The 25,236-nt window shown below is 53.2% G+C and carries 25 protein-coding genes and 1 riboswitch; of the genes, 16 read left to right on the forward strand and 9 right to left on the reverse strand.

Annotated features, from left to right (window positions below; translation table 11 throughout):
* Positions 1 to 160 precede the first annotated feature (160 nt).
* The 13 genes from E1757_RS24470 to E1757_RS24530 all read left to right on the forward strand — a co-directional run bounded on the left by E1757_RS24470 (position 161) and on the right by E1757_RS24530 (position 13,505).
* Complete coding sequence (locus tag E1757_RS24470; RefSeq protein WP_133233130.1) at positions 161 to 1,339, forward strand: Gfo/Idh/MocA family protein; 1,179 nt, start codon at positions 161 to 163, stop codon at positions 1,337 to 1,339.
* Between the two features lie 67 nt (positions 1,340 to 1,406).
* A complete protein-coding gene (locus tag E1757_RS24475) occupies positions 1,407 to 3,086 on the forward strand; it encodes a type 2 periplasmic-binding domain-containing protein (protein ID WP_133233132.1) in 1,680 nt (559 codons plus the stop codon).
* Positions 3,087 to 3,216: 130 nt separating this feature from the next.
* Complete coding sequence (locus E1757_RS24480) at positions 3,217 to 4,188, forward strand: ABC transporter permease (protein WP_133233134.1); 972 nt, start codon at positions 3,217 to 3,219, stop codon at positions 4,186 to 4,188.
* A 12-nt stretch (positions 4,189 to 4,200) separates the two neighbouring features.
* Positions 4,201 to 5,082, forward strand: coding sequence for a carbohydrate ABC transporter permease (locus E1757_RS24485; RefSeq protein WP_165972266.1), 882 nt, complete (start codon positions 4,201 to 4,203; stop codon positions 5,080 to 5,082).
* 47 nt (positions 5,083 to 5,129) lie between these two features.
* The gene (locus E1757_RS24490) at positions 5,130 to 5,951 is read left to right on the forward strand and encodes a sugar phosphate isomerase/epimerase family protein (RefSeq protein WP_133233136.1); all 822 of its coding nucleotides are present in this window, start codon (positions 5,130 to 5,132) and stop codon (positions 5,949 to 5,951) included.
* A gap of 289 nt (positions 5,952 to 6,240) precedes the next feature.
* Positions 6,241 to 7,020: a phytanoyl-CoA dioxygenase family protein gene (locus E1757_RS24495; RefSeq protein ID WP_133233138.1), complete on the forward strand. Its 780-nt coding sequence runs from the start codon at positions 6,241 to 6,243 to the stop codon at positions 7,018 to 7,020.
* 21 nt (positions 7,021 to 7,041) lie between these two features.
* A complete protein-coding gene (locus E1757_RS24500; RefSeq protein ID WP_133233140.1) occupies positions 7,042 to 7,926 on the forward strand; it encodes an AraC family transcriptional regulator in 885 nt (294 codons plus the stop codon).
* Between the two features lie 302 nt (positions 7,927 to 8,228).
* Complete coding sequence (locus tag E1757_RS24505) at positions 8,229 to 8,723, forward strand: dihydrofolate reductase (RefSeq protein ID WP_133233142.1); 495 nt, start codon at positions 8,229 to 8,231, stop codon at positions 8,721 to 8,723.
* A gap of 77 nt (positions 8,724 to 8,800) precedes the next feature.
* Positions 8,801 to 9,118 (forward strand): hypothetical protein, encoded by a 318-nt coding sequence (locus tag E1757_RS24510; protein WP_133233144.1) that lies wholly within the window; start codon positions 8,801 to 8,803, stop codon positions 9,116 to 9,118.
* A gap of 131 nt (positions 9,119 to 9,249) precedes the next feature.
* The gene (locus tag E1757_RS24515) at positions 9,250 to 9,471 is read left to right on the forward strand and encodes a hypothetical protein (protein ID WP_133233146.1); all 222 of its coding nucleotides are present in this window, start codon (positions 9,250 to 9,252) and stop codon (positions 9,469 to 9,471) included.
* A 37-nt stretch (positions 9,472 to 9,508) separates the two neighbouring features.
* On the forward strand, positions 9,509 to 10,705 hold the full coding sequence (locus E1757_RS24520; RefSeq protein ID WP_133233148.1) for a chromate transporter: 1,197 nt from the start codon (positions 9,509 to 9,511) through the stop codon (positions 10,703 to 10,705).
* 572 nt (positions 10,706 to 11,277) lie between these two features.
* Entirely contained in the window at positions 11,278 to 12,765 is a 1,488-nt protein-coding gene (locus E1757_RS24525; RefSeq protein ID WP_133233150.1) for an LCP family protein, read from the forward strand.
* A 59-nt stretch (positions 12,766 to 12,824) separates the two neighbouring features.
* Positions 12,825 to 13,505, forward strand: coding sequence for a hypothetical protein (locus tag E1757_RS24530; RefSeq protein WP_133233152.1), 681 nt, complete (start codon positions 12,825 to 12,827; stop codon positions 13,503 to 13,505).
* Between the two features lie 97 nt (positions 13,506 to 13,602).
* Here the strand turns inward: E1757_RS24530 and E1757_RS24535 are convergent, their stop codons facing one another.
* From E1757_RS24535 to E1757_RS24545, 3 genes are all read right to left on the reverse strand, one after another.
* Positions 13,603 to 14,217, reverse strand: a complete 615-nt coding sequence (locus tag E1757_RS24535) for a DedA family protein (protein WP_133233154.1) — start codon at positions 14,215 to 14,217, stop codon at positions 13,603 to 13,605.
* A complete protein-coding gene (locus E1757_RS24540) occupies positions 14,214 to 14,798 on the reverse strand; it encodes a class I SAM-dependent methyltransferase (protein ID WP_133233388.1) in 585 nt (194 codons plus the stop codon). The genes E1757_RS24535 and E1757_RS24540 overlap by 4 nt, the downstream gene beginning before the upstream one ends.
* Before the next feature lie 494 nt (positions 14,799 to 15,292).
* Positions 15,293 to 16,537 (reverse strand): glycosyltransferase family 2 protein, encoded by a 1,245-nt coding sequence (locus E1757_RS24545; RefSeq protein WP_133233156.1) that lies wholly within the window; start codon positions 16,535 to 16,537, stop codon positions 15,293 to 15,295.
* 420 nt (positions 16,538 to 16,957) lie between these two features.
* Between E1757_RS24545 and yyaC the strand changes: the two genes are divergently transcribed.
* A complete protein-coding gene (gene yyaC, locus E1757_RS24550) occupies positions 16,958 to 17,542 on the forward strand; it encodes a spore protease YyaC (RefSeq protein WP_133233158.1) in 585 nt (194 codons plus the stop codon).
* A gap of 14 nt (positions 17,543 to 17,556) precedes the next feature.
* A complete protein-coding gene (locus E1757_RS24555) occupies positions 17,557 to 19,359 on the forward strand; it encodes an ABC transporter ATP-binding protein (protein ID WP_133233390.1) in 1,803 nt (600 codons plus the stop codon).
* A 358-nt stretch (positions 19,360 to 19,717) separates the two neighbouring features.
* Here the strand turns inward: E1757_RS24555 and E1757_RS24560 are convergent, their stop codons facing one another.
* On the reverse strand, positions 19,718 to 20,032 hold the full coding sequence (locus E1757_RS24560) for a DMT family transporter (RefSeq protein WP_133233160.1): 315 nt from the start codon (positions 20,030 to 20,032) through the stop codon (positions 19,718 to 19,720).
* A complete protein-coding gene (locus E1757_RS24565; RefSeq protein ID WP_281282533.1) occupies positions 20,029 to 20,382 on the reverse strand; it encodes a DMT family transporter in 354 nt (117 codons plus the stop codon). The genes E1757_RS24560 and E1757_RS24565 overlap by 4 nt, the downstream gene beginning before the upstream one ends.
* A gap of 76 nt (positions 20,383 to 20,458) precedes the next feature.
* A riboswitch (guanidine-I (ykkC/yxkD leader) is annotated at positions 20,459 to 20,564 on the reverse strand.
* Between the two features lie 262 nt (positions 20,565 to 20,826).
* Here E1757_RS24565 and E1757_RS24570 point away from each other — a divergent pair.
* Complete coding sequence (locus E1757_RS24570) at positions 20,827 to 21,552, forward strand: class I SAM-dependent methyltransferase (RefSeq protein WP_133233162.1); 726 nt, start codon at positions 20,827 to 20,829, stop codon at positions 21,550 to 21,552.
* Between the two features lie 260 nt (positions 21,553 to 21,812).
* On the opposite strand, the gene E1757_RS24575 is transcribed toward E1757_RS24570, so the two are convergent.
* The 4 genes from E1757_RS24575 to E1757_RS35975 form a co-directional block, all read right to left on the reverse strand.
* Entirely contained in the window at positions 21,813 to 22,001 is a 189-nt protein-coding gene (locus tag E1757_RS24575; protein WP_133233164.1) for a hypothetical protein, read from the reverse strand.
* Positions 22,002 to 22,065: 64 nt separating this feature from the next.
* The gene (locus E1757_RS24580; protein WP_133233166.1) at positions 22,066 to 23,820 is read right to left on the reverse strand and encodes a hypothetical protein; all 1,755 of its coding nucleotides are present in this window, start codon (positions 23,818 to 23,820) and stop codon (positions 22,066 to 22,068) included.
* 77 nt (positions 23,821 to 23,897) lie between these two features.
* Positions 23,898 to 24,857: a C1 domain-containing protein gene (locus tag E1757_RS24585; RefSeq protein ID WP_133233168.1), complete on the reverse strand. Its 960-nt coding sequence runs from the start codon at positions 24,855 to 24,857 to the stop codon at positions 23,898 to 23,900.
* Complete coding sequence (locus tag E1757_RS35975; RefSeq protein ID WP_165972267.1) at positions 24,854 to 25,000, reverse strand: hypothetical protein; 147 nt, start codon at positions 24,998 to 25,000, stop codon at positions 24,854 to 24,856. Before E1757_RS35975 ends, E1757_RS24585 begins: the two co-directional genes overlap by 4 nt.
* Positions 25,001 to 25,236: the final 236 nt, after the last annotated feature.

Below are 25,236 nucleotides of genomic sequence, written 5' to 3' on the forward strand. Positions count from 1 at the left end.
GCAAATATATGTCCCCTTTTGATAAATACATAAAATTGAAAAAAACGTAAGATATGTTTAGATTGCACCATAGAAAGAGGAAGGCGGGCGATATATTCCGGGATAAATTGTATGCGCATTCATATTGTTTTATACAAGGGCATCCATAGGAGGGGTAAAAATGCAGAACCAAAAAGTGAAACTGGGTGTGGTCGGTTTAGGCGGAATGGGAAAAAGCCATCTCCGGTATTTGAGTAAAATGGATAGCGTAGAAATCGTAGGCGTATGCGATGTTGTTGCGGAAGAGGCCGACAAAGTAGCGGCTAACTATCAAACGACGTCGTATTACAGCCATGCGGAGCTGTTCGAGAAATCGGGCTTGGAGGCCGTCCTGATCGCGGTGCCGCACTATGACCATACGACGGTATCGATCGACGCCTTCCATCTGGGCATTCATGTTCTTTGTGAAAAGCCGATTGCGGTTCATGTCAATGACGCCAAGAAAATGATCGCCGCCTATGAGCAAGCGAAGGAACGAAAGCCGGAGCTTATTTTCGGCATTATGTTTCAGGAAAGAACGCTGCCCTTTCATAAAAAAATCAAGGATATTCTTGACGGCGGCGAGCTCGGGAAATTAATCAGGGCGACCTGGATTAATACCAAATGGTTCCGGTCCCAGCTTTATTATGACAGCGGAGATTGGCGCGCTACTTGGGCCGGAGAGGGCGGCGGGATATTGACCAACCAGTGTCCTCATAATCTCGATTTATACCAGTGGCTGTTTGGCGTGCCGTCCCGCATTAACGGGTTTGCGCACATCGGCAAATACCATGATATAGAAGTCGAAGACGAAGTGACGGGCTATTTTGAGCATGAAAACGGGATGGTCGGACATTTTATCGTAACCACGGCCGAAACGCCGGGATCGAACCGCATGGAAGTGGTGGGGGAATTCGGCAAGCTGGTTTACGAGGACGAGAAGCTTGTTTTTTATAGAACCCGCGAGTCGATGCTGAAGTTCATTAAAGAATCGCAATCCCGGATGGGAAATGTCGAAAACTGGTACACCGAAATTCCGGTCGATACGAATGCCCCGAGCGGACACCGGATCGTGATGGAAAAATTCATTGCTGCCGTCCAGAACGGCGGCGGAGAGCTGATCGCTTACGGGCCGGAGGGGATAAACGGATTGACGATCGGCAATGCGATCATGCTTTCGTCATTTACCGATCAGACCGTCACGCTTCCTATGGACGGCGACGCCTATGAGCAGAAGCTTCAGGAGCTCATTCAATCCTCCAAATATGTAAAAAAGACAAGAAGCGTAGAGGGAACGGATCTAACGTTCACTAAAGGGTAGCCTGTTGCAGCAAAAACGCTCAGCCTTCTCGAAAATTGATCGGGAACTATGAAGGAGGAAACTTTCCATGCTTGGCAAATTCCGCAAACCCTCGGCATTCGTGATTTCCTTTGCATTGTTTGCCAGCCTGTTCGCAGGCTGTTCGCCCAATTCCGCAAAAGATGCGGGGTCACAACAAAAAAGCGACGACGCCCCGCTGGCTTCGATTCCGCTGCCTATTGTCGATAAGCCGCTCACGTTAACGATGTTTGTGTCCATGGACCCGAAGGTAGCGGCTACCATGAAAAATTATAACGAAATCGCCGCTTTCAAAGAACTGGAGAAAAGAACCGGGATTCATATTGATTTCATTCATCCGGCAGCGATGGACTCGGCAGGGATTAAAGAACAATTCAACTTAATGGTCGCATCGGGCGATTTGCCGGATATGATTTATTACAATTGGATCAACGATTTTAACGGCGGTCCCAACAAGGCGATCAAGGACGGCGTGATTTTACCGCTGAACGATCTGGTGGATAAATATGCGCCCAATATTAAAGCGTTTATGAATTCCGACCCGAAGGCGAATAAGCAAATGCGTACGGACGATGGAACGATCTACGTTTTTCCCGAGTCGCAGTCGCCCAATCAGTACGCCAAAGTCAATCCGAATCCGAATCCCGCATTCCAGACGTTCGGCTGGCAAATCCGCCAGGACTGGCTGGAGAAGTTAAATCTGGCATCTCCGAAAACGATCGACGACTGGTATGAAGTATTAACGGCGTTTAAGACCAAGAACCCTAGCGGCAGCGGTAAAAACGACGAGATTCCTTTGGCGCCGAAAGGAGCGGGGGATTTGCAGAACTGGATCCGGGCTTGGGGAATCAACTACGGCTGGTACCATGAGGATGGCAAAGTAAAATTCGGGCCTTATACGCCGGAGTATAAAGATGCGTTGACGACATTGGCCAAATGGTACAAGGAAGGCTTGATCGATCCCGACTTTGCGATCACGGACGCTAAACAATTCGATGCGAAGGTCATGGGAAACCGTGCGGGCGCATGGACAGGGGCTACATCGGGAACATTCGGCCGGTTTGTGCAATTGATGAAAGCCAAAGATCCGAACGTGAAATTGCTCGGCACGGTTCCTCCTTACGTCAAAGGCACGAAATCGTATAATTTCAATATCGATGAAATCAAGGTTGCCAGCGGCGGCGGCGTAGCCATCTCCGGCAAAAGCAAGCACGCCAAGGAAGCTGCAATGTGGCTGGACTACGGATACAGTCCCGAAGGAGGATTGCTCAATACGTTTGGCATCGAAGGCGAGAGCTATCAGATGGTGAACGGTTCGCCGCAATTGCTTCCCGTCATTACGAATAACCCGAAAGGCTTGTCCATTGATGAGGCGTTATCCCAATATTCCAGAGGGTCCGGAGGCTTAGCCTTTATTATGACGCCGGAAATATGGCACCAGCGGATGTCATTGCCGGAACAACAAAAAATTATCGGGTTATGGAAGGAAGGCTCGTACGATAGAACAATGCCTCCCGGAGTAACGCCGACCATCGAGGAATCGACCCGAATGGCGTCCATTTTGTCTGCGGTCAATACGTATAAGGACGAGCAGTTCCTGAAGTTCGTCATGGGACAAACTCCGCTCAGCGAGTTCGATAATTATATGAAGTCCATGAAGAGTATGGGAATTGAAGATGCGATAAAAATTCAGCAAGCCGCTTACGACAGATATATGGCCAGAAAATAAGCGGCAAGCAGGCAGGCTGCCCCTGCCGGCAGCGCCCAAGCGAAATGCCGGCAGGGCATACAGGCTCCTGTGATTGTGCTATGGGAACCGCCATAAGGGCATGAAATCCTAACGGTTAAGGAGACTGCAGATGGGGGATTTAAAAATTGGCGAACAGGCCATTTCCGGCCATGTGTATGTGAGAAGGAAGGACAGCTTTGCCAGCAGACTTTCCAAAGATTTGGTTAAAAACAAAATAATTTATTTGATGGCTCTGCCCGTGATCGCCTACTATTTGATTTTCGATTACGGGCCGATGTACGGCGCTTCGATTGCGTTTAAAGATTTTTCGGCCATGAAAGGAATTACGGGGAGCCCGTGGGTAGGCTTTCAAAATTTCAGCGATTTTTTTAAAGACGTTTATTTTACAAGAATAGTCCGCAATACGCTGCTGCTCAGTGTATATAATCTGATTTTCGGGTTTCCGGCACCGATTATATTGGCGCTTCTATTAAATGAGGTGCGCAAGCAGCTGTTCAAACGATTCGTTCAATCCGTTACTTATTTGCCCCATTTCATTTCGGTCATGGTGTTGTGCGGTCTGATTGTCGATTTCACATCGCGCAACGGGATCATCAACGATCTGTTGGCCTTCATGGGCATGGAGCGAGTCACGATGCTGCTCAAACCGGAATTGTTCAGATCGATCTATGTGGGCTCCAACATATGGCAGGAGCTTGGCTGGGGCTCGATCATTTATTTGGCGGCGCTGGCCGGCATTGACCAGGATCTGTATGAAGCCGCAACGATCGACGGGGCCGGGCGGTTTAAACAAATGCTGCATGTGACGATTCCCGGGATCATGCCGACCGTCATCATCCTGTTTATTTTGAAGATGGGCAGCATGATGAATGTCGGATTCGATAAAATATTTTTATTGTACAATCCGCTGACGTACGAGACCTCGGATGTAATTTCGACTTATGTGTACCGAAAAGGGATTTTGGAGGCGAACTACAGCTTCAGCGCGGCAGTCGGGCTGTTTAACTCGATCATCAATTTTGTGCTCCTTGTGGCTACCAACCAATTCAGCAAAAAAGTCAACGAGACAAGTCTCTGGTAAGGAGTGAGCATATTGAACCAGAAACGAAGTACAACCGAACGCATTTTCGGTGTCTTTAACGTATGTTTTTTACTATTTCTAACGATCATCACGCTGTATCCGTTCCTCTACGTCGCTTTCGCGTCGGTAAGCGATCCGTCGCAATTGGCGGCCCATTCCGGCATGCTGCTGTCGCCGCTCGGATTTAATATCGACGGCTACGTCAAAGTGTTCAGCAATCCCAACATCATTACAGGCTATACCAATACAATCCTGTACGTGACGGTTGGAACCGCTATCAATCTGATTATGACCTCGCTCGGGGCTTACGTTTTATCCCGGAAAGGCGTCATGCTGCGGGACCCGCTGATGATGATCATCGTGTTTACGATGTTTTTCAGCGGCGGCTTGATTCCAACCTATTTATTGGTCAAAGGCCTCGGGATGTACAATACGATGTGGGCGTTGCTCATACCGGGAGCGATCAATACGTATAACCTGATCATTATGAGGACGGCATTTGCGGCGATCCCCGTCAGCCTGGAAGAGTCTGCGAGAATCGACGGGGCCAACGATGTGACGATCCTGATGAAAATAGTGCTGCCGCTTTCAAAGGCGGTCGTGTCGGTCATGATTTTGTTTTATGCCGTCGCACATTGGAATTCCTGGTTCAGCGCGATGATTTATTTGCAAAAAAGGGACATGTATCCGCTGCAGTTATTTTTGCGCGAGATTTTAATCAACAGCAGCACCGACAGCATGATTACCGGTTCCGGCGGCAGCGATAAAGAGCCGGTCAGCGAAATCGTCAAATATTGTACCATCGTCGTCGCCACCGGTCCGATTATCGTCGTTTATCCGTTCCTGCAAAAATATTTTACCAAGGGAGTCATGATCGGAGCGGTGAAAGGTTAAACCGTAGTTGCTTCCAGACAAATCTATGAACAATCGAGGTGTATGTTGTGGTCACTCTTACAGGCTTTGCCGATGAAATTTCCCCCGATCTGGAGCAGCAAATGAATGTGATGGAATCGGAAGGCATTTCCCATATCGAGTTTCGCAGCGTTAACGGAAAAAATGTGCTTGCGCTGACGGCTGCGGAAATGGAACAAATTAAAGAGAGGCTGGATGCCCGCGGATTTCGCATTTCGTCGATCGGATCGCCTTTGGGCAAGTACGGAATCCGGGACGATTTTTCAGCCGAGCTGGAGCGAATCCGGCTGGCCTGCGAGGCCGCCCGTTTTTTCAACGCGCCGTATATACGCGTCTTCTCCTATTTTATCCCGGAGGGAGAGCAAGCCTCGTCATTCAGGGATGAAGTCATATCGCGTATGAAGCGGTTAATAGAAATGGCGGAGTCGTATGAGGCGACGCTGCTGTTGGAAAATGAAAGCAAGGTTTACGGAGACGTCGACGACAGATGCCTGGATATTCTGCAGGCTTGCGATAGTCCGCGGCTGCGCTTAGCCTTCGATCCCGGCAATTTCATTATGAACGGAGTGAAGCCGGTAACGCAGGCATTGCCCAAATTGCAGCCGTATCTCGAGTACGTGCATGTGAAAGACGCTGTAGCGGATAAGCGGATGTTCGTTCCGGCCGGCGAAGGAGACGGGGAGTTCGTTCCGTTTATCCGCAGCTTGAAGGAAACGAATTTTTCCGGCTTCCTGTCGATCGAGCCGCATCTGCACGCCTACATGCCGGATCGCTCCGGGCCGGAACGGTTTGTCAAGGCCATCCAATCGTTGAAAACGCTGCTGGCGGCGCAGTCCATAGCCTGGAATTAAACAGAACGGCTGCTTGAAAAGGTGAATAAGTCGCCGGAGATGGCTGTCGATGAACTGTGGAAACGAGGAGTGGAAAGCGAAAAGATTGGCTTCCGCGAGTTTTGGCTTTAAATTCGAAGGTCGGTATGGAGTCGGAACGGCAAGTTGAGACCCATACTGGCCGCAGGCGAAATAAATGACTTCAAAGTGTAAAAACGTGTCAGGATGGGGCAAATACAAGTCATGCGGAAAGCTATACAATATAATTGGGGTGCGCGCCCGAATTATATTCAGGAAAAGAGGAGTCGACATGATTACTTCGGAACAGGTAAGATTTTATCAGGAAAATGGGTATTTGCTGGTGAAAGGAGTGTACGCCGCGGAGGAAGTCGAAATTCTCCGAAACTCGGTGGACATGTTCCTGAAGCGGGCGGCCGCCTCCCGATTTGACCGGAGCCATGCCTGGCAAGGCGATTATTTGCCGCCGGAGGAATTGAAGAAGCTGGTGCTGAAAGGCTTCCATGACGTGCAGTATCATGATGCCCAATTTACACGGATGATCCTGCACCCGAATCTTGTCCAAGCTTTTGCCGGACTGATAGGCGAGAATGTCCAGCTCCATCATGTCAAGATGATGGTCAAGCCGCCCGAGAAAGGCGCCGCTTTCCCGATGCATCAAGATTATCCGTACTTTCCGCATGAAAAACATACGATGATGCTGGCCAGTATCCATCTGGATACGACCAATGAGGAAAACGGCTGTGTGTTTGTCATCCCCGGTTCCCATAAATTAGGCCCGCTTCCCCATGTCGGCAGTTATTACTTGAATCATAAAGAATATCCCATTTCAAGCGGAGTACCTTGCATAGCCGAGGCCGGAGACGTGTTGTTTTTCAATTATTTGACCATTCACGGTTCGCCCGTCAACAGCAGCAGCCACACCCGAAGAAATATACTCGTTCAGGTTCGCGATCCGGAAGATCTTCCGACGAAAGATACGCATGTCAGCTGGGGACAAGGGCTGATGCTTAACGGCATTAACCCCATATTCAGAAAATATACGTATACAGGCAAGTTGAGCGATGACTAATATTTTCGCGAGGTGAGGCAAATGGATTATCGTTGTTTCCTGAAATCCAACCATTTGTTAAGAAAGATCGCAAAAGAGGTCAAGGGCGAGCTGGGAGTATTCGAGGTGCTGTACTGGTCGGGAGACGAGCTGCATTTCACCAATAAACCGCATAAACATACGTTTTATGAAGTTTTTTATGTTGTCGAAGGAGAAGGCTTCTATATGGAGGGCAATGTCCAGCATCGCTTGACCAGCGGAACGTTCGTTTGCTGCCGGCCGGGTGTCATGCACCAGATTATTAGCGACGACGGATTGTTTATGCTGTACATCGGCTTCGAGCTGAAAGCGCCGTTATCTTCTGCCGAGCTGAACGTGAAATATTTGGAATTGGAGAACTCCGCCGATAAAACGGTTTGCCATGACTCTCATGAAACCTTGACAGTCCTGATGTGGAAAGCGCTGCTGCATCAAACGGCGTTAAATACGAAAAACGACAAGGATGAATTTATTCGCAGCATGGCCTACCAGTTCCTGTTATCGATTCCGGACAATTTTAAGCAGCACAAAAGCTTGCCGGCCAAAAAAAGAACCAGGAGGCTGGGCGGTAAAACTTTGTCTCAGGCGATGAGTTATATCCAGGATAATCTGTCGTCCAATTTGAGTCTGATTCAAGTAGCCAACTACGTTCATTTATCGCCACGGCATTTAAGCCGGCTTTTTTTCGAGGAAAGAGGGCAGAGCTTCTCGGATTACATCCGCAAGGTGCGGATTGAAAGAGCAATCCAGCTGTTGGTTACAACCAATTTGCCCATAAAATCGATTGCCGAAATAACCGGCTTTAAAACGATTCATTATTTTACCCGTATTTTTTCCAAAGAAATGAAAATGACGCCAACTTTTTTTCGCAAAAAACAAGCCGGTTAGCGTTCCTCCAGGGCAATCGCATACGGATTTGGGACAGGGGAACAGAAGCGGAGGGGAGCAAATGAATCTGGAAAAGCGCAGCGGTCGCCTTTGAACACGGTCCCCAACCGCTTCAAGTTGTTCAAAGGGGACTGTGTTCAGGAGAGATTGGAAGATCATTGGATCCACGGAGCGGCTTGTTTCCCGGTCTTCACTTTCGTAAGCGATTGTCCTGACCGTTCCTCCAAAGCCCTCGTGATATTGCAAAAGAAATGGTACAATGTCCATAATTGACGAGCAGAGTACGACAAGGAGTGCAGGACATGACGATATCGATGATTTTTGCAATGGACGAACGGCGGGGGATCGGAATCGACAATAAGATTCCATGGCGATTGCCGGAGGACATGGCGTTTTTCAGAAAAACGACCAATGGCCATACCGTGCTGATGGGCCGTAAAACTTACGAATCGATCGGCAAGCCGCTGCCAAAACGGCATAATGTCATACTAACGAGGGACAGCGGGTTTAAGGCCGATGGCTGCGAGGTCGTTCATTCGGTCGACGAGGCGCTGAAGCGGTATGCAGGCGTCCCTGATGAAGAGTTGTTCATCATGGGCGGGGCTGAAGTGTACAGCTTATTTATGCCGCATGCGGACAAGCTGTACATCACGGAAATTGCACATAGCTTTGAGGCGGATACGTTTATGCCTGAGATCGATGCCGCACAGTGGAAGGCGGTTTCCAGAACGACAGGCGTCAAGGATGAAAAAAATCGCTACGATTACGAGTTCGTTACGTATGAAAGAGTCCGTTAGCCGGCAGCGGGATGAGGAATGAAATCGGGCATTTCGGCGCATCTTAATGGTTGAAAAAACTGAGAGGATGTGCCCGAATGACCAATGTTAACCAGCATCAAATGCCGCTGCAGCATGTTATAGACAATGCGGAGAAAGCGATCCAGGCCGCACAGGACGCCGAGATGGCCGTCCGACAAGCCCAGCTCGACTCCAACCCGCAGAAGCTTGCCAGCTCGATCCAGCAGCTGGAAACGGCACAGCGGGCTGTGGCGCAGGCGCGAAGCCAGCTCGATGCGCATCGGAACGATGCGAACGGGCAGGAGCTCCAGCAGGTGCAGGAGCAGCTGACGCAGGCGAGTCAGACGATGGATATCGTGGACGGCAACACACTGCAGCCGAAGCAGGTGCGTTAGGCTGCCGGTCTGTCGTTCGCATCGGCGCTTGTGAAGGGCAGCGCAGACTTTGCATTTGCCCTTGAGTCATAATAACCCGAAGCGTCGATTCACGGCGCTTCGGGTTTATTTGCTCTAGCGGCGGTATACGCTTGAAGCTCAAGAACGCCGTCGATGCGCTTGTTACGGCTGTCGGACGGCTGTTGGGCGGTTGGCGGCAAGAGCAAATATCTTATCAAGTACGCAGCACTCGTCAATTTGCGAGAAGATGGTATGCAGCGTATCTGTCCGTTTTTGTCAAGTCCGGCGCCGTCCGCGGCCTGTCTTCGACATACGATCGAAATTTAGTTTACCTCGTTAATATTCAATGGTAATCTATAATCGATTCGTACTTGAGGACGGTGTAATCGGATGCGTCATAGATCGTATATTGAAATTGTAAAAACCGCTTTGAGGCTGGGATTAACCTCCTTCGGCGGCCCTGTCGCCCACCTCGGTTATTTCCGTGAGGAATACGTGCAGCGGCGCAAATGGATCGACGAGCGCAGCTACGCGGATTTGGTCGCGCTGTGCCAGTTTTTGCCCGGACCGGCCAGCAGCCAGGTAGGTATCGGGATCGGCTATATGCGCGGAGGCATACCGGGAGCCTTGTTGGCATGGCTCGGGTTTACGCTGCCTTCAGCCGTGGCGCTGGCATTATTCGCCTTTTTATGCCAGGGACTGGATGTCGGCAGCTCCGGCTGGATTCATGGACTTAAGCTGGCGGCTGTGGCCATCGTTGCCCAGGCGGTATGGGGCATGGGGAAAAACTTGGCGCCCGACCGCGGCCGCGCGTCGATTGCGATCGCGACCTGCATCATCATCCTGCTGCTCAACTCGGCGCTGGTACAGGTGGCGCTTATTGCACTGGCAGGCATTATTGGAACATGGGTATACAGGGAGAGGGAGGCATCGGCGGGTCCGGCGGACGCGACTGCGGCATCCGGTATTCCGGCGAGTCATCGAAAGCTGGCCGTCGGCTGTCTGATTGCCTTTTTCGGCTTGCTGGCGCTGCTGCCGCTGCTGCGCTCCGTCTATCCGTCGCAGTGGCTGGCGATCTTCGACAGCTTCTATCGTTCCGGCTCGCTTGTATTTGGCGGCGGTCATGTGATGCTGCCGCTGCTGGAAAAAGAAGTGGTCCCTTCCGGCTGGATGAGCAAGGAACAGTTTCTGGCCGGCTATGGAGCGACCCAGGCGATTCCCGGCCCGTTGTCGACGTTCGCCTCGTATTTGGGCTTCCTTATTCACGGATGGGGCGGTGCGGCCGTCGCTACGGTCGCCATCTTTTTACCGGCGTTCCTGCTGGTAATGGGAGCGCTTCCTTTCTGGGAGGAGCTGCGGCGTCATCCCAGAGTGAAAGGCGCGTTAATCGCCATCAACGCCTCGGTTGTCGGCATTTTGCTTGCCGCGCTGTATGACCCGGTATGGGTGAGTGCGATTCGCACGCCGGGCGATTTCGCGCTGGCTCTGGCGCTGTTCGGCGCGCTTATTTTCTGGAAGCTGCCGGCATGGGTCGTGGTCGCGGCAGCGGCATGCGGCGGCGCACTGCTGTCTCTGGCCGGCTTGTGATAGGGCTGCCGGCTCCATGTTCGCAGCGATGCGCATGTTTTAAAGTGGAGCCGCGTTCTGCCCCTCTGTCTGCCGCGTTCTGTCTCGTCAAACCTAAAATGACGGCAAAGATCGGCTGTGTAGGCGCTTGTCGATATTTTACGGCATTCCGCATTATTTCCCGAGAAATATTGTGCGGAAGCTTCCATGATTCCTCACGATTTTGCAGCGCTGCAGGTGTACCCGAATTTTACCTGATCACAACAAGTACTGTAAATTAGCGAACGCCGAAGTTGCTTTTATATCGGGTATTTCGGCGGCTTTCTATCGATTCCCGGGCTGTCTCTCATCTGTTGGTTCCAGCTTTCATGTATTGAAGTCTAAAGAAATGCGGAAGCCTCCGTTGTCTGATCCTGTAGAAGGGAGCTGTACGGGCGAGCTATCCGGCATTTCGACAAGGATGGATCGATTCAGGTCACAAAGTAGACAAAAAATGCCGAAAAATGGCGAATTGTAAACTTCCTGTAACCTTTCGGCCATGAGAAGCGTTTATAATCGTAACAGCGACTTTTGCGGGAAGCGAGGAAACTGGGATGAAAAAGGCGGTTTTGAAAATCGTACTGGCCGGGACGGCCGTGATTGCGGCAACGACTGGCGTTTATGCATATTCCGTATTCGATAAAACGACGCAGGCGTTAGAGAAAATCGGTACGCCCGAGATCGTTCCCGTCGAGCAATCGGCCAAAGTGAAGCCGTTGACGTTTTTGCTGATGGGCATTGATTACCGGGAGGATTCCGGCAGTCTGAACTCGGACGTCATCATGGTAGTTACGCTCAATCCGGAGAACGATTCCGCCACACTTGTTTCATTGCCGCGCGATTTGCAGATGGCCCCTAAAGGCTTGCCTTCGCGTAAAGCCAACTACTATTATCCTTATTTCAATAATACAGATAAAAAGAATGCGTTTACCGAGACCAAAAAGGTGTTCAGCGATTTTATGGGCGTCCCGGTCGACTATATGGTGACCATAGATTTTGAAGGCTTTCGGCGAGTTGTCGATCTGATGGGCGGGCTGACGTTGAATGTCGACATGGATATGCGCTATGTGGACGATGAAGATGGAACGGATATTAACTTGAAAAAAGGAATTGCCAAGCTGAACGGCAAACAAACGCTGGATTTCGTTCGCTACCGCAAGTCGAACCGCAATACGGCGGAATCGAGCGATTTGGCACGCAATCAAAGGCAACAGCAGGTGCTGGATGAGCTGATGAATTCAATGAAAAGTGCAGGCGGTGTCGCTAAACTGGGACAGATCATTGAAACGGTCGGAAATCATATGAAGACGGATGTACCTTCCTCGCAAATCCGTGATCTGATTACAACCTATTACGATATTTCGCCGGCCAGCGTTAATTATATTCATCTCGACGGGGACTGGATAAGCCCTTACGTTGTCGTTAAAGACGAGGATATGGAGCAGGCGCGATTAGCGCTGAGGCAGCAGCTTGGAGATACGTCGACAGCCGTCGCGGGCATAGGCGGAAGCACAGGTACGGGGCCGTACGGAAGCGGCGGCATCACCGAAACCAATTCGGCTACAGTTACGGGAAAAGGAACTTACGGCGCTAATGGATTGGATTCGGAACGTCAAAATGAGACGGATCGGAGCAAGTCGGGTTCGGGATCAAGTACGGGGAGCGCGAAGGATAAAGGTGCAGGTCAAAGTACGAGCGGAACCGGTAAAGACGCAAGTGCGGGCAAAGGAACAAACGGAAGCGCGAGCGGCTCCGCCGGAGCGGGCAGCGCCGCAGGATCGGGAGTAGAAGGAGCTGCGCGGACAGGCGCAGACGCGGACGGAGCTGTTGGATCCGGAACGGGCAGAGCCGCCGGAGCGGGAACAGGAGGAACTGCTGGAACTCGCGATGATACGGACGGTGCCGCAAATGCCGGAGGCAGCGTAACCGATGCCACGTATGGCAGCGGCAAGCTGCAAGGCAATGAGCTGCAAGGCAATGGAACCGCGCCTCGGACACCGGACATTTCGACGCCCAGTCACGATCCAAGCCCTCGACCTTAGGAGCCGACTATACGGCTCAGCATGATGCCATGATCCGTATTCAAGGGGGCTAATTATTTATGACACGAAAAGTCGGCTGCTTTCACGCCCATTATTCGAATATCGAATACATACAGCAAGCTATGGAGCCATACGACGTAGAGCTTGTTCATTTCGTCGATCCGGGATTGGATCGGCTGAAGATGGATACCGGTTTCACCGTCGGGCAAAGCCGGCAAAAAATCGCCGAAACGCTTCACTGGATCGCATCCTGCCATGTCGATGCAATTTTGGTGACGTGTACGTATTTTACGGCGAATATAACGGAATCGTTGGAGAAGGAGCTTCCCGTGCCTGTAGTAAAAATCGACGATCCGATGCTTGCGCTCATTTGCGGCAGCAGCGAGCCGCAGCTGCTCGTGTTTACGAATCCGGCCACCGTGGACGGGACGATGACCCGGATTCACCAGTACGCTTGCAGCACAGGAACAGAGCCGCAGCTGCAAACGCATTTGCTCGAGCATACATTCCCGCTTATGATGGCGGGGAAGAAGCAGGCTTATGTCGAGCAGGTAACCGAAGGACTTGAGCGGCTGGCCGCCCGCTACCCCGGATACCGGCTGTGGGCGGTTCAGCTGTCGATGGCGCCTGCGGCGGCGCGGGTTTCAACGGCCGGAGGCACAGCTATCGGCAATCCGCTGGAAGCGCTGGCCGTGGAGATGTCGAAACGGCTCGGTCTGGAGCTTCAAGCCCGCAGCTGATCAACAACAATCGGAACGTTTAATCTTTAAAATGAAAAAAGCCGCCATTCCGCGATTTGCCTGCGGTTGTGGCTGGCTTTTTGTGCCGTTCGGCGGTTTATCCGAAGCTGGCGGTTTTATTTTTATGCTTGCGGGCAATGCGGATAATGACGTATATGACGATCAGCACACAGGGCAGCCATATCCATTTCAACCCTTGCTTATGGATTAACGCGCCTATTTCATCTGCATAATCGCCGAAGAAGCGACCTGCCGTAAAGAAGATCAGCGTCCAAACGAACCCGGTCGAATAGGAGAAGAAGGCATAACGCCGGAACGGCATCCGGTTAAGCCCGACAATATAGGGGACGACATGCCGGATGACCGGTAAAAAATAGCTGATGACAAGAGCGAAGCTTCCGTATTTGTCGATCAGTTTTTCCGATGCCGTCAAATATTTCTCCATTTTCTTTTTCCGTTTGAGCCTTTCGATGACCGGCGTTCCGATAAAACGCCCCAGCACATAACCGAGCGTTAAGCCGGAGATGACGCCCAGGTATGTCAACGCAAAGGCGGGGACAAGGTGCAGCATGCCGTTAGCGGTTACCGCGCCGCCGGTCATCACAATCGCCTCGTCAGGTACGGGCATGCCGACAATACCGAGCCATAAGGCGAAAAATAATGCGGCGTACCCGTAATCGCCGATCATCGAGGTCAACATATCATAACTCATGGATGCTGCTCCTTTTTGCGGCAGACGTACACAAAAGCCGGCGGTAAATTAATTGGGACAAGCCGAATGTCCTCGATGTGAAAATAACGGCTCAGCAGCTGCTTCATCTGGAGCGAATATTGGAAGGCAATGAACAGACCGCCCGGCTTCAAGGCAGCGGCGATTTCGTCCATCAGCTGCTTGCGGAGCTGTTCCGGAAAATTGAAAAAAGGAAGACCGCTCACAATGGCGTCCAGCTGCCCGACGCCTTCGGCGCTGGCCGCGCTGCGGATTTGGCAGGCATCGGGATAGCAGGCATATTCCGGGTACCGTACAGACAGCTGCTCGCGGAGAACGGGGTCTTTTTCAAATAAAATAATCCGGTTATGCGGCTTGGCCGCCAGTTTAATTTGCTTGGTTACGGGGCCGGTGCCCGAACCGAGCTCGGCTACCGCTCCGATCGAATCCCAAGGGATGCTTTTGGTCAAGGCCTGGGCCAAAAATTTGGAGCTCGGCGTAATGCTGCCGACAGCTTTCGGAGAACGAATAAATGTATGTAAAAAAATAAATTTTTCCTGAACGAGTGTGCTGATATTGGCGATCAATGCAATCTCCCCCTATGGCGATCCGTTACATGTATCATACATATTTTGGAATGCGGGCTACAACTGTCCGAGGTCCTGAATTTGACTGGACCAAAGGCTAGGTCGGGACAAGCGGTTGTCGACGGGGGAAATGGCGGCAAGGAACGAAAAAACACGGCATGCGCCGTGTCGGCAATGGCGGATTAACCGCGGCATCCGGTTTTTATAAACAGCGGTGATCAATAGCCTTGCATGACCTGATAGGCAACGACAAGAATAAAGGTCAGCAAAGTGGCACCTGTAACATACGAAAAGCGTCTGCATGAGAACTGCGACATGACGGATCTCTCCTTTGGTAAAAAATGCGGCCGATGCCCGGCGAGCGGTGCCCGGTCTGCTCTATATATATTCTATAATAGCACATTGCCCTGCTGTGTTAAAATTTTGTGAAGCGATTCAAGAGAAGTCCCTAATTACAATTACCTTGTCCGCTCTGTTTTGAAACAGGGCTGTTACATTTTTTTCAGTTCACTTAATGAATAAAACGTGCCGCGCCAATAGATGCCGCCCTGCCTGAGCGTCAGCCAGACGGAACGAACGACAATATAGCATAACAGGCAAACGGAGAGCGGAAGAACGATCGCTTCCGTACCGGGACGCCCGGTTAAGGAGCGGATGAGCAGGAAGTATACGGTAAACAGGACCAGAAGCGAGCCTGCGTACAGCCAGGCGGACCATCCGTTCAAAACGAACACGGCGACAAACGGAAAAAGAAACAGCAGCAGCTGTCCGATCACGGCGAGCGCAGCGAGCCAGAGCCGGTACTGGAAGCCGGAAAACAAATTTTTCTCAAGCCCTTGAACAGCCGCTCTTAACGAAGGATACCATTCGACTGCAATATGGTCCCTTCCCGAGGCCAGCCGCTGGCGCAGCCCCGCCTGCTTGACGCGGACGCCCAATTGCAAATCATCATCAGGACGAAGCGCGAACGCCTTGTGGGTGCCGATCCGCTCATATGCCTGCCGGGTGATCAGGTTAAACGCGCCTATGCCCATCCCCTGCTTATGCTGACTGTCGAGATTGGCCCTCCACGGCCGGATATACAGGCTCAACGTAAAAAAGAAGTACGGCACGAAGGCGCGAAGCCAGAAGCCGCGGACGTTCATGTCGGGCGCCAAGGTCAGGTGATCGGCACCGTGCTTTTTCAAAAAGCGGACCGCGTCCGTAATCGTGTCGGGCTGGAACAGCACGTCCGCATCGGTAAACAGAATGAGCTGTCCGCGCGCTTGCTTGTAGCCCTGATACAGGGCATGATTTTTGCCCATCCAGCCGTCCGGCAGCGTCGTCACATGAATGATCCGCAGCGGCACGTCAATAAGCTCCCGGCCTTCGGACCATTTGCGCAGTTCCTCCAGCTTGCGTCCGGTATCGTCCCGGGAACGGTCGTTAACGGCAATGATTTCGAGCCGCGGGTACGTTTGATTCAACAAATGCCTGACCGTTTCCGTAATGGAAGCTTCCTCCTCCTTCGCGGCAATAACGACGGAGACGAGCGGCAGCTCCTGACCCGATTGGGCCTGCTGCAGTATTTCCTTGGCCGTAAGCGAAGCTGTTCCCTTCGCACCCGCCTCACCGGCAATGACGGTTTGCGTACTGCGCGGAAGCCGGTACATTAGGCCGCGCGCCCGGTACGTGTCGTAAAGCATCGCTAACCAATACAGCAGCGTGGCGACGGCCAGCAGCTTGATTACAAGCATAGGGGGTTCCTCCCGGGATGCTTATTTCGGTTGAATAGCATACGTATATATACTTTGCTTCGCACAGCCTTGATAAACGCGCTCGTCCCATTGGATGGTGAAGGCGTTTATTCTGGGTTGTATAAAAGCATACGTATGTATACTTTGCTTCGCACAACCTTGATAAACGCGCTCGTCCCATTGGACGGCGAAGGCGTTTATTCTGGGGAATTATATCATGCGCTGCGGTGCGGCGACAAATCGGCCTGCGGCCGTCCGGCAAGCTGTGCTACAATAAACAGGATAAGACTCTGCGCGCTGTGCGACCCGCGGGTTCCACATCGGCAATCTGAGGTTGAGAAACAAAGGACAACTGTATGGGGCCACGGACAGGGGCCGAACGCATATCGAAGCGGCAATAATACCGGAGGAGGGCGATGGATGAGAAGCGAAGAAGACGCGGCGGAACGGATCGGATACGGAGAAGGAGGCTCCGCCGTCTTTCGGAAAAGAATTAAAGGGCCGGAGCTGACAACGTTTCTGATGTCCATACGGCAGAACGGGGCGAGTGCCGACGACCTGCTGTTTCTCTGTGTCGGAACGGATCGATCTACGGGAGATGCGCTGGGCCCGCTTGTCGGGATGATGCTGGAGGAGTCCGGATTCCCGCATGTAATCGGCACGCTGCGCGATCCGCTGGACGCAGGCAATATGGTCGAGCGGCTGAGTGGCTTGCCGGCCGGCAAAACCGTGATTGCCATTGACGCCTGCCTCGGTCAACCTTCCTCCCTTGCCTGCTACCAGGTATCCAATCAACCGCTCGAGCCGGGCAAATCGCTCGGCAAGGCGCTGCCCTCTGTAGGCGATTATACGATTGCGGCGATCGTCAATGTGGACGGAGGCAACAAATATACGATTTTACAGAGCACGCCGCTATATCGGGTGTACACGATGGCCCATGAAATTGCAGCGGCGGTGAAGGAAGCATTCCCTCCAAATACAAAAGCGAAGGGGATGAACGTGTGAGCAGAGACGGGGGGATGCGCTGGGAGGGAAGCAGCCGGCATGATTTGCAAAGCCGGGGCAAGGCGAGCATGAAGGAAGTCTCGATCCGGCGAATTTACGGGTTATTCCGGGCATATCGCTGGCAGCTGGCCGCCATCATTGTGCTTGCGCTTGCTTCGGCGCTGATCGGGTTGTTTCCTCCGTTGGTCATGAAAGAAATTATCGATATTGCAATCCCGCAGGGAGATCGGCGGTTTCTGTCGGAAATGATAGCGCTGCTGGTGCTGCTGCCATTGTTCAGCGGCTTGCTCGGCGTATGGCAAAACCACCAGAATACGAAGGTCGGGCAAGGTGTCATGCGCGACCTTAGACGGACGCTGTTCGCCAATTTGCAGCGGCAGTCGATGAGTTTTTTCACCGATGCGAAGTCGGGCGAGATCATCCAGCGGCTGACCGGCGATGTGCAGGCCGTGCAAAATGTCGTGACGACTGTCGTCGTCTCGGCCGTCACCCAGTCGGTAATCGTCATTACGACCGTCGTCATTATCTTCGTGCTGGACTGGCGGTTCGCGATTCTCGCGACAGTCATTTTGCCCTTGTTCATTTTGCCTGTCCGCCGCGTGTCGCAAGTCCGCAAGCGGCTGCGCGGCGAAACCCAGCGGGTGCGTGGCGATATGTCGGCACAGCTGGGAGAAATTTTCGGCGTATCGGGCGCCCTGCTGACGCGCATTTTTCAGCAGGAATCGAAGCAGGAGCAAGATTTTGACAAGCTGAATCAACGGGTGATGGATCTGGAGCTGCGCTTAAATCTGATCGGCCGCTGGTATATGATGGCGATCGGACTTCTCGGGCCGCTCGGCACGGCGCTAATCTATTTCTACGGCGGCTGGAGTATTGTGTCCGGCAGCAGCATGTCGATCGGTGCGATCGTCGCCTTTACCGCCTATTTGGGCCGGCTGTACGGCCCCATTGGCACGCTCTTGAATCTGCAGGTCGAGGTGGCGACGGCGTTGGGCGTATTCCAGCGCATCTTCGAATACGAGGATATGCAGCCGGAGGTGGCCGACCGGCCGGGGGCCGGGCCGCTTCCCCCGCTGAGGGGGGAAGTGGCGTACCATCGCGTCTCGTATGCGTATCACAAGGATAAGTATGCGCTCCGCGATGTGTCCTTTACCGCCCGCCCGGGCCAGGTCGTCGCGTTAGTCGGCCCGAGCGGCGCCGGCAAGTCGACGTTGATCGGCATGCTGGCGCGGCTGTACGATCCGACCGGCGGCAACGTCACCGTCGACGGACGCGACGTCAAGGACGTGACGCTGGAATCGCTGCGCGCCCAGATCGCTTTTGTGACGCAGGAGTCGTTCATGTTCCACGCCTCCGTACGTGATAATCTGCGGTTCGCACGGCTCGACGCGACCGATGAAGAGCTGGAGTCGGCCTGCCGCCAGGCCTACATTCACGATACCGTCGCTGCCATGCCACAGGGCTACGGGACGATGGTCGGCGAACGCGGCCATCGTCTGTCAGGCGGGGAGCGGCAGCGGCTCGCTATTGCGCGGGCGATCTTGAAAAACCCGCGTATTCTCGTGCTCGACGAGGCGACCTCGCATCTCGACTCCGAATCGGAGTCGTATGTGCAAGCGGCGCTCGACGAATTGATGCGGGGGCGGACGACGCTCGTCATCGCCCACCGTTTGTCCACGATCCTGGCCGCGGACAGGATCATTGTGCTGGAGGCCGGCCGCGTCGCGGAAGCCGGCCGGCACGAAGAGCTGCTGGAGCGGGACGGGCTGTACGCAAGACTGTACCGGACGCAGTTCGAAAAAGCTTTGGGCTCGTAGCGTTCCGTTCGAAGCCGGCGGGCCGAACCGGGCGCACCCGGTAATACGGTTCGCAGCATACCCGGTAAAGCCGGCAGCGATCGTAACTCCGGCAATTCCGTTGCAACGAAAAAGGCGATAAAAATTGATCGCAAGATAGGATGAGCTGTATGCGGCGGTATTAATAGCCGCCTTTCAGGCGATTGCAACGATCGATGCCGACGCCCCAAGATTCATCAGAGTGCAAGCTGCCGCCCCGATGACAACGATATAAAAGCCGTTCCCGCAGCAATTGCCGGCGAACGGCTGTGACTTTGTATAAAAAGCATAAGCTGCCGCATAATTGCAAACGATATTCAACGGGGTGTCCTGTTCTTACTCAAGATACAAGCTTCAAGCCGACGGCGGCCCCGAGCACCAGCAGAATGAACAAAATGCGCTGCATATTTTTGGGCTCGCTGTAAAACATCATGCCCAACAGCGCTCCGCCGGAAGCGCCTATACCGGTCCAAATCGCGTAGGCGGTGCCCATAGGCAGCGTCTTCATGGCGACAGCCAGAAACAGGAAGCTCGCTCCGAAGCCAAGGATGAGCAGCGCAAAGGAGTACCAGCTGCGGTCTTTATGCAGCTTGTTGATCATCGCAACGCCAAACATTTCGCAGGCGCCGGCAAGCACAAGAAATACCCAGTTCATGAGACGTCAGCTCCTTTTAGTTTAGGGTCGTGCTGCTCTTTCGTTACCATTTTGAGTCCGATTACCCCGACCAGCAAAACACAAATCAATGCCACCTTGGCAGGCTTGAACGCTTCGCCGAAAAAAATGATTTCCGCCAAAACGGTTCCCGCCGTACCGAGCCCGACAAAAACGGCATAGACCGTACCCACGGGAAGATGGCGCCCCGCCATAATCATTCCGTAAAAGCTGACGGCTATCGCAATGAACGTCGCAGCCCATTCCCCAAAGCTGTCCGCATGCTTGAGACCCATAACCCAAACGACTTCGAATAAGGCCGCGACGAACACTTTAATCCAGTTGATATTCATTTCTTTTTAACCTCCCATTGACTTTGCGGCTGTCCAAATAAAAAAACCTGTGAGATAACCGCTTTGTCAGCAATTATTCTCCCAGGTTTTTATCCTTCCGTGGCACAGCGCGCGCTGTGAGTTTTCCCTCGGACCAGACCAGCTATACGGCTGTAAGCTGCGGAACCCTAGAAAACATTTGGTATGAAATTAATCAAAGATCATATTGCGGGGATCGTTCCCCGTTTCGCACAACTAACTAACGTTCATTAGTTGCCCTCATTGTACTCTATCGTGACTTTGTTTGCAACCTTGTTTTTGCGGCTTGCTGCGAGGCATACGGGTAAGAAATCCGTCCGTTTCCGGAAAAAATCGTTGCCATCATTTCTCTGCGTTGTTCCGATATGCAGGCTCCATTACAATTAAACTTAATTATGTATATTCAAAAAGCGAGGTGCACCGATTATGTCAGACGGACATTTATGGGAACGATTTTTTAACGAGCACGCCCCGAACTATATGGAAAACCGATTTACCCGCAATACGGTGGCCGAGGTTGATTTTCTGATAAAGGAGATGCCGCTGGCTGCGGGATGCTCCGTCCTTGATATCGGCTGCGGGACGGGACGGCATGCGGTTGAGCTGGCGGCACGAGACCGCTCGGTCACAGGCCTGGATTTGTCGGAAGGCATGCTGAACGAGGCGCGAAAAGCGGCGCGACAGTCAGGAGTTTCCGTAGAGTGGGTACATGGCGATGCCGCCGCGTTTTCCATGCCGCAGCCATTCGATGCCGCGATCTGCTTATGCGAGGGGGCGTTCGGACTGTTTACGATGGAGGATATCCCGGACGAGAAAAGCATGGCCATTTTGGGCAACATTCGCGATGCGCTTAAACCGGGGGCGCCGTTTCTAATGACCACCCTGAACGGGTACCGGACGATTCGCAAGGTCAATCAAAGCGATGTCGCAAGCGGCCGGTTCGATCCGGTAACGATGACCGAACTCGTCGATGACGAGAGCATTCGCCAGCAATATAAGGAAAGGCGCTATACGCCGCCCGAGCTTGCGCTCATGCTGCGCTTTTGCGGCTTCGGGGTCGATCATATTTGGGGCGGCACCGCAGGCAGCTGGGGCCGCCGGGATGTGGCGCTAGATGAGGTCGAATTCATGGTGCTGTGCCATAAAGCTTGATCGTGTCGCGGCAAGAGTTCGTCAACGCATGAACAGCCGCATCCCCGGATGAGGAGAGACAGCTCGCGCTTTCACGGCCCCTGAGGGGACTGCGACCAGGAAAAACCGAATGTACCGGGCCGCGGACGTATCACGTGCCTTCAGTAACGAACAACTTCAATTCGGAGCGGGGTAACGGACTGAGATGCCGCTATTTGCCCCGATTTCTGCCTTTTGGCATTGCAACGGACCGGAAAGACGTTATGATGTGCGCCAGGTGTTCATTTGCACCATTTGCCGCGAATTAACGTCTCCTCGGTCCGTTTTACTTGAAAAACCATTGTTTTGCCGTAAATAAAGGCTCTGCGGTCCGTTACGGTTAAGATACCGTTCGACGGACTGTTGGACGGTGTTGTGCTTGCATTGATTTTTGGATAGTTGCCGCCAGTCATATTTAGCCGTCGGGACACTACGTACCGTTCTGCCCGGCCCTGCCCAATGCCGCAAAGTCGACATCCCATCGATAATCGCAGCTTATTGCGATATTTCGGTCACCGTCACCTTGTATTCATACGTCGGGGACGGCGGCTTTTTCAATTCCTCCAGCCCGGTATAGATGCCGGTTATGACGGCAGGACCGGTCTTGAACCGGACTTTGCCGCTAAGCGTTATAAAGCCGTTGCTGAGCTGAACGATCGCTTTATTGTCCTCAACCGATGTGATGGTGACCGGAAAGCGGACTTTCTCGTTTTTATGCGCGGTCAGCTCCGTCAGCGGGATCTCGGTAAAGTCCGTATTCGTTTTAGCGAACACATATTTATTGTGGCGATACTCGTAGTATGCCTTGCGTCCGGCCCCATCGCCGACAGGGTTGTCGAGGATGACGGCACCGTCGCGGTCTACCTCCAGCTTGTCGGCTTCGACATCCAACACTTTGCGCATTTGCGTCGACTTAATCTCGTAGACAAGATAACGTGTCTTCCGGCTTTTCGCAGCCGCCTCCAGCAGCAGCGCCGCGTCCGCTTTGCCGCTTCCGAGCTGTTCGGACCACCCGATTGATTTGATCGTCAGTCCTTTTTCGAGCCCGGTTTGCGCGGTCTCGATTTTTTGATCCTGCAGCAGCCGGGCGGCAAGCAGCGTCTGCTCATCCGCCAGTCCGGCCGCCATCAGCTTGACGCCGCCCGATCCTTTGGCGCTGGCGACATGGGTGAGCTTGGGCTCGTTCCCCGCCGCCTTGCGCAGCAGCTGGAGCGGATCAGATTCGAGCCAGAGCTGCTCGACGCCGCGAACCTCTTTTCCCGTATCCTGATACTTGTCCAGCACATTGTAGAGTGCGATCGCATCCGCAAACTTTTTGGATGCGACGAGCTGCTCTGCGCGGTCGAACTGCTTGCGGATATTGGTTTGAACGTAGCTGCTCACTTTGGATGAAGGGCTGCTGAATTCTTTGGCCGTCTGATAGACGAGCGCCGTATCGATAAAGCCTTTCAGGTCGTTCTTCGTCAGCAGCTTGGCGAGAGCGCTCTGCGCATAGGCCTCCAGCCGGGGGGCAAGCCAGGCGGCCTCGACGCCGTTCGTATCGTAAAATTTGCGGATTCGCACCGCATCCTTCAGGGCATCCGCAAACGGCTTGTCTTTAAAAGCTGCGTCGAGCCGGGCCTGGTCGTATTTGTCCAGCAGCTTGTTCAGCTGCTGATTTTTTGCTTTCTCATCCGGGAAAAAAGCGGCAGGCAGCTGAAGCAGCAGGACGATTGCATTGTCGCTGTCAAACGTTTTTTTGCCGATGTCGGCCTCGATGCTTTGGATGAGCTTTTGCTTGGCGCCGGCGAATGCATCGGCAAACCGCTTGTCCGCTTGCCGGGCGGCGGCAATTTCGGCGAACCGCTTTTGCCCGGCTTCGTCCTGTGCGGCCGCATCGGCGGCCTGCGCCTGGTAGGCTTTGTAGCTGCTGAGCAGCAGCGCAACGTCATTCGCGCTAACAGCCGCTGTCAGGTCCTCGTCCAATTGCGCAAAAAACCGCTGCAGCTGGGCGACGGGCTGCAATACCGCGAGCGCCGCCGCCGTTTCATTCTCCTTATAGTCGATACTGCGGATGCTTTGGACGCGCATGTACGCTGCCTCCGCCGCCAACTCTTCTCCGGCGGCCTGCAGCGCGGCGGCTTCGTCATACAGCTTCGTTTTTTGCCAGGCGTAGTAGCCTTTATAGGCGGCCAGACACAGTATGAATGCAAACAGCAGCGCCGCCGCGTTGCGGCTCCGCCCCGATTGCTTATATAGGGAAGAGGTCATCGTTAGCCTCCTTTATTTGCCATTCCTCAAGCCTTTTTCCAAATTCATCGACAGTCTCTTTATTTTCTGAATTTCAGTTACGGAGCGGCTGCCGGGGAAGCAGCGGGGCCTTGAAATTCGGGATCGGAGCCGTACTTCCGGTTCGCGGTCTCCGCCACCTTCGGGGCAAGCTCGGGATAGGCTGCCGGTTGGCCGGAGGTCAGTCTGAACAACCGCAGCAGCCGTTCACGCGGCAGCTCGTCGATGTAATCCGCAATCAGCCGCTGATACTGCACCACATAAGCATTCACGCGCAGCGTGGCGATTACGACGGCTCCGATAACCGCTCTCCCGCCCGCAAGCGCCTCGATCTCCATACGGTAACGGAGCGTGTAATCGATGACGTTGCGTTTGACCAGCTCCGGACTGACCCTGCTTACTTCAAACAAATAGCGGATAAATTCCGGCTCGAAATCGTCAGGAACGAGCGTGCCCAGCTCGAGATCCATATCCTTGCGCAGGTTAAAATGATTCAGGCACATCAGCTTCAGCATTTTCACCTGATTGCCGGCGACCAAATACCCGACCTCCCGCAGCTTTTCATAGGCTAGCTTGAAGTCGTCCGCTTTCAGATCGGAGGCCGCATCTTCGATATCCCGCAGCAGCCCATCGCGGATTGCGCGGTCCTCGCGCTCCAGCAGCTCTTGTATCATCCGCTTCCGCAGCACTGAAAGATACGGTTTGCGGATGAAATAATAAGCGGCGGCGAGCGCGGCGCCGGCCAGGAGCGAGACAGCCATGCCGGTCATGTCCCGGGCGAACAGCATTGCCGTGAGGCTTGCCGCGCCGATCAGCAGCATATCCCTTTGCGCACTGCGCCGCACAATAACCCGGCTCAGCTCCGCAAGCTCGAGAAACCTGCCCTCTGCGCCGCATTGCAGGCAGCGGTCGCTCCACAGCGCGGAAAAATTTCCGCAACCTTTGCACTGCTTCAAACGTTGAAAAGAGTGGCTGGTCCGGCGGCTTTCGCGGAAATGGGCGGCGATTTTGTCAGTCATGGCTTTTCACCGTTATTCAGCCGGCTGTGGAACTCGGCGTCGACGCTCTCCAACGGGAGAGCCGTTCGTTTCATTTTAGAAAATCGTACCCATTGGTTCAGGACGAACAAAGCGGCTAAAGCCAGCAGGCAGTAAGTCAGCATAGACCAAGACCCTCCTAAAGCTTTTGTCTGCAATTTTTTGCACCAGACGGCAACAGCAGTTGCGCTGTATGCGCGCTTGTTTGATACTATCAAATCATGATAAGAATACCATATGTAACGGGAGCAGTGGAATTTTGCGGTTTAAAAGATTAATATGAGAAGTAGACAGCGAATGCTATTTTACTGCCACATTTTCCAGAAAACAACAAGATGAGATTCCGGATTCGACAATCCGT

Origin of the sequence: Paenibacillus piri, assembly GCF_004354045.1 — a bacterium.
GTDB classification, from domain to species: Bacteria; Bacillota; Bacilli; order Paenibacillales; family NBRC-103111; genus Paenibacillus_S; species Paenibacillus_S piri.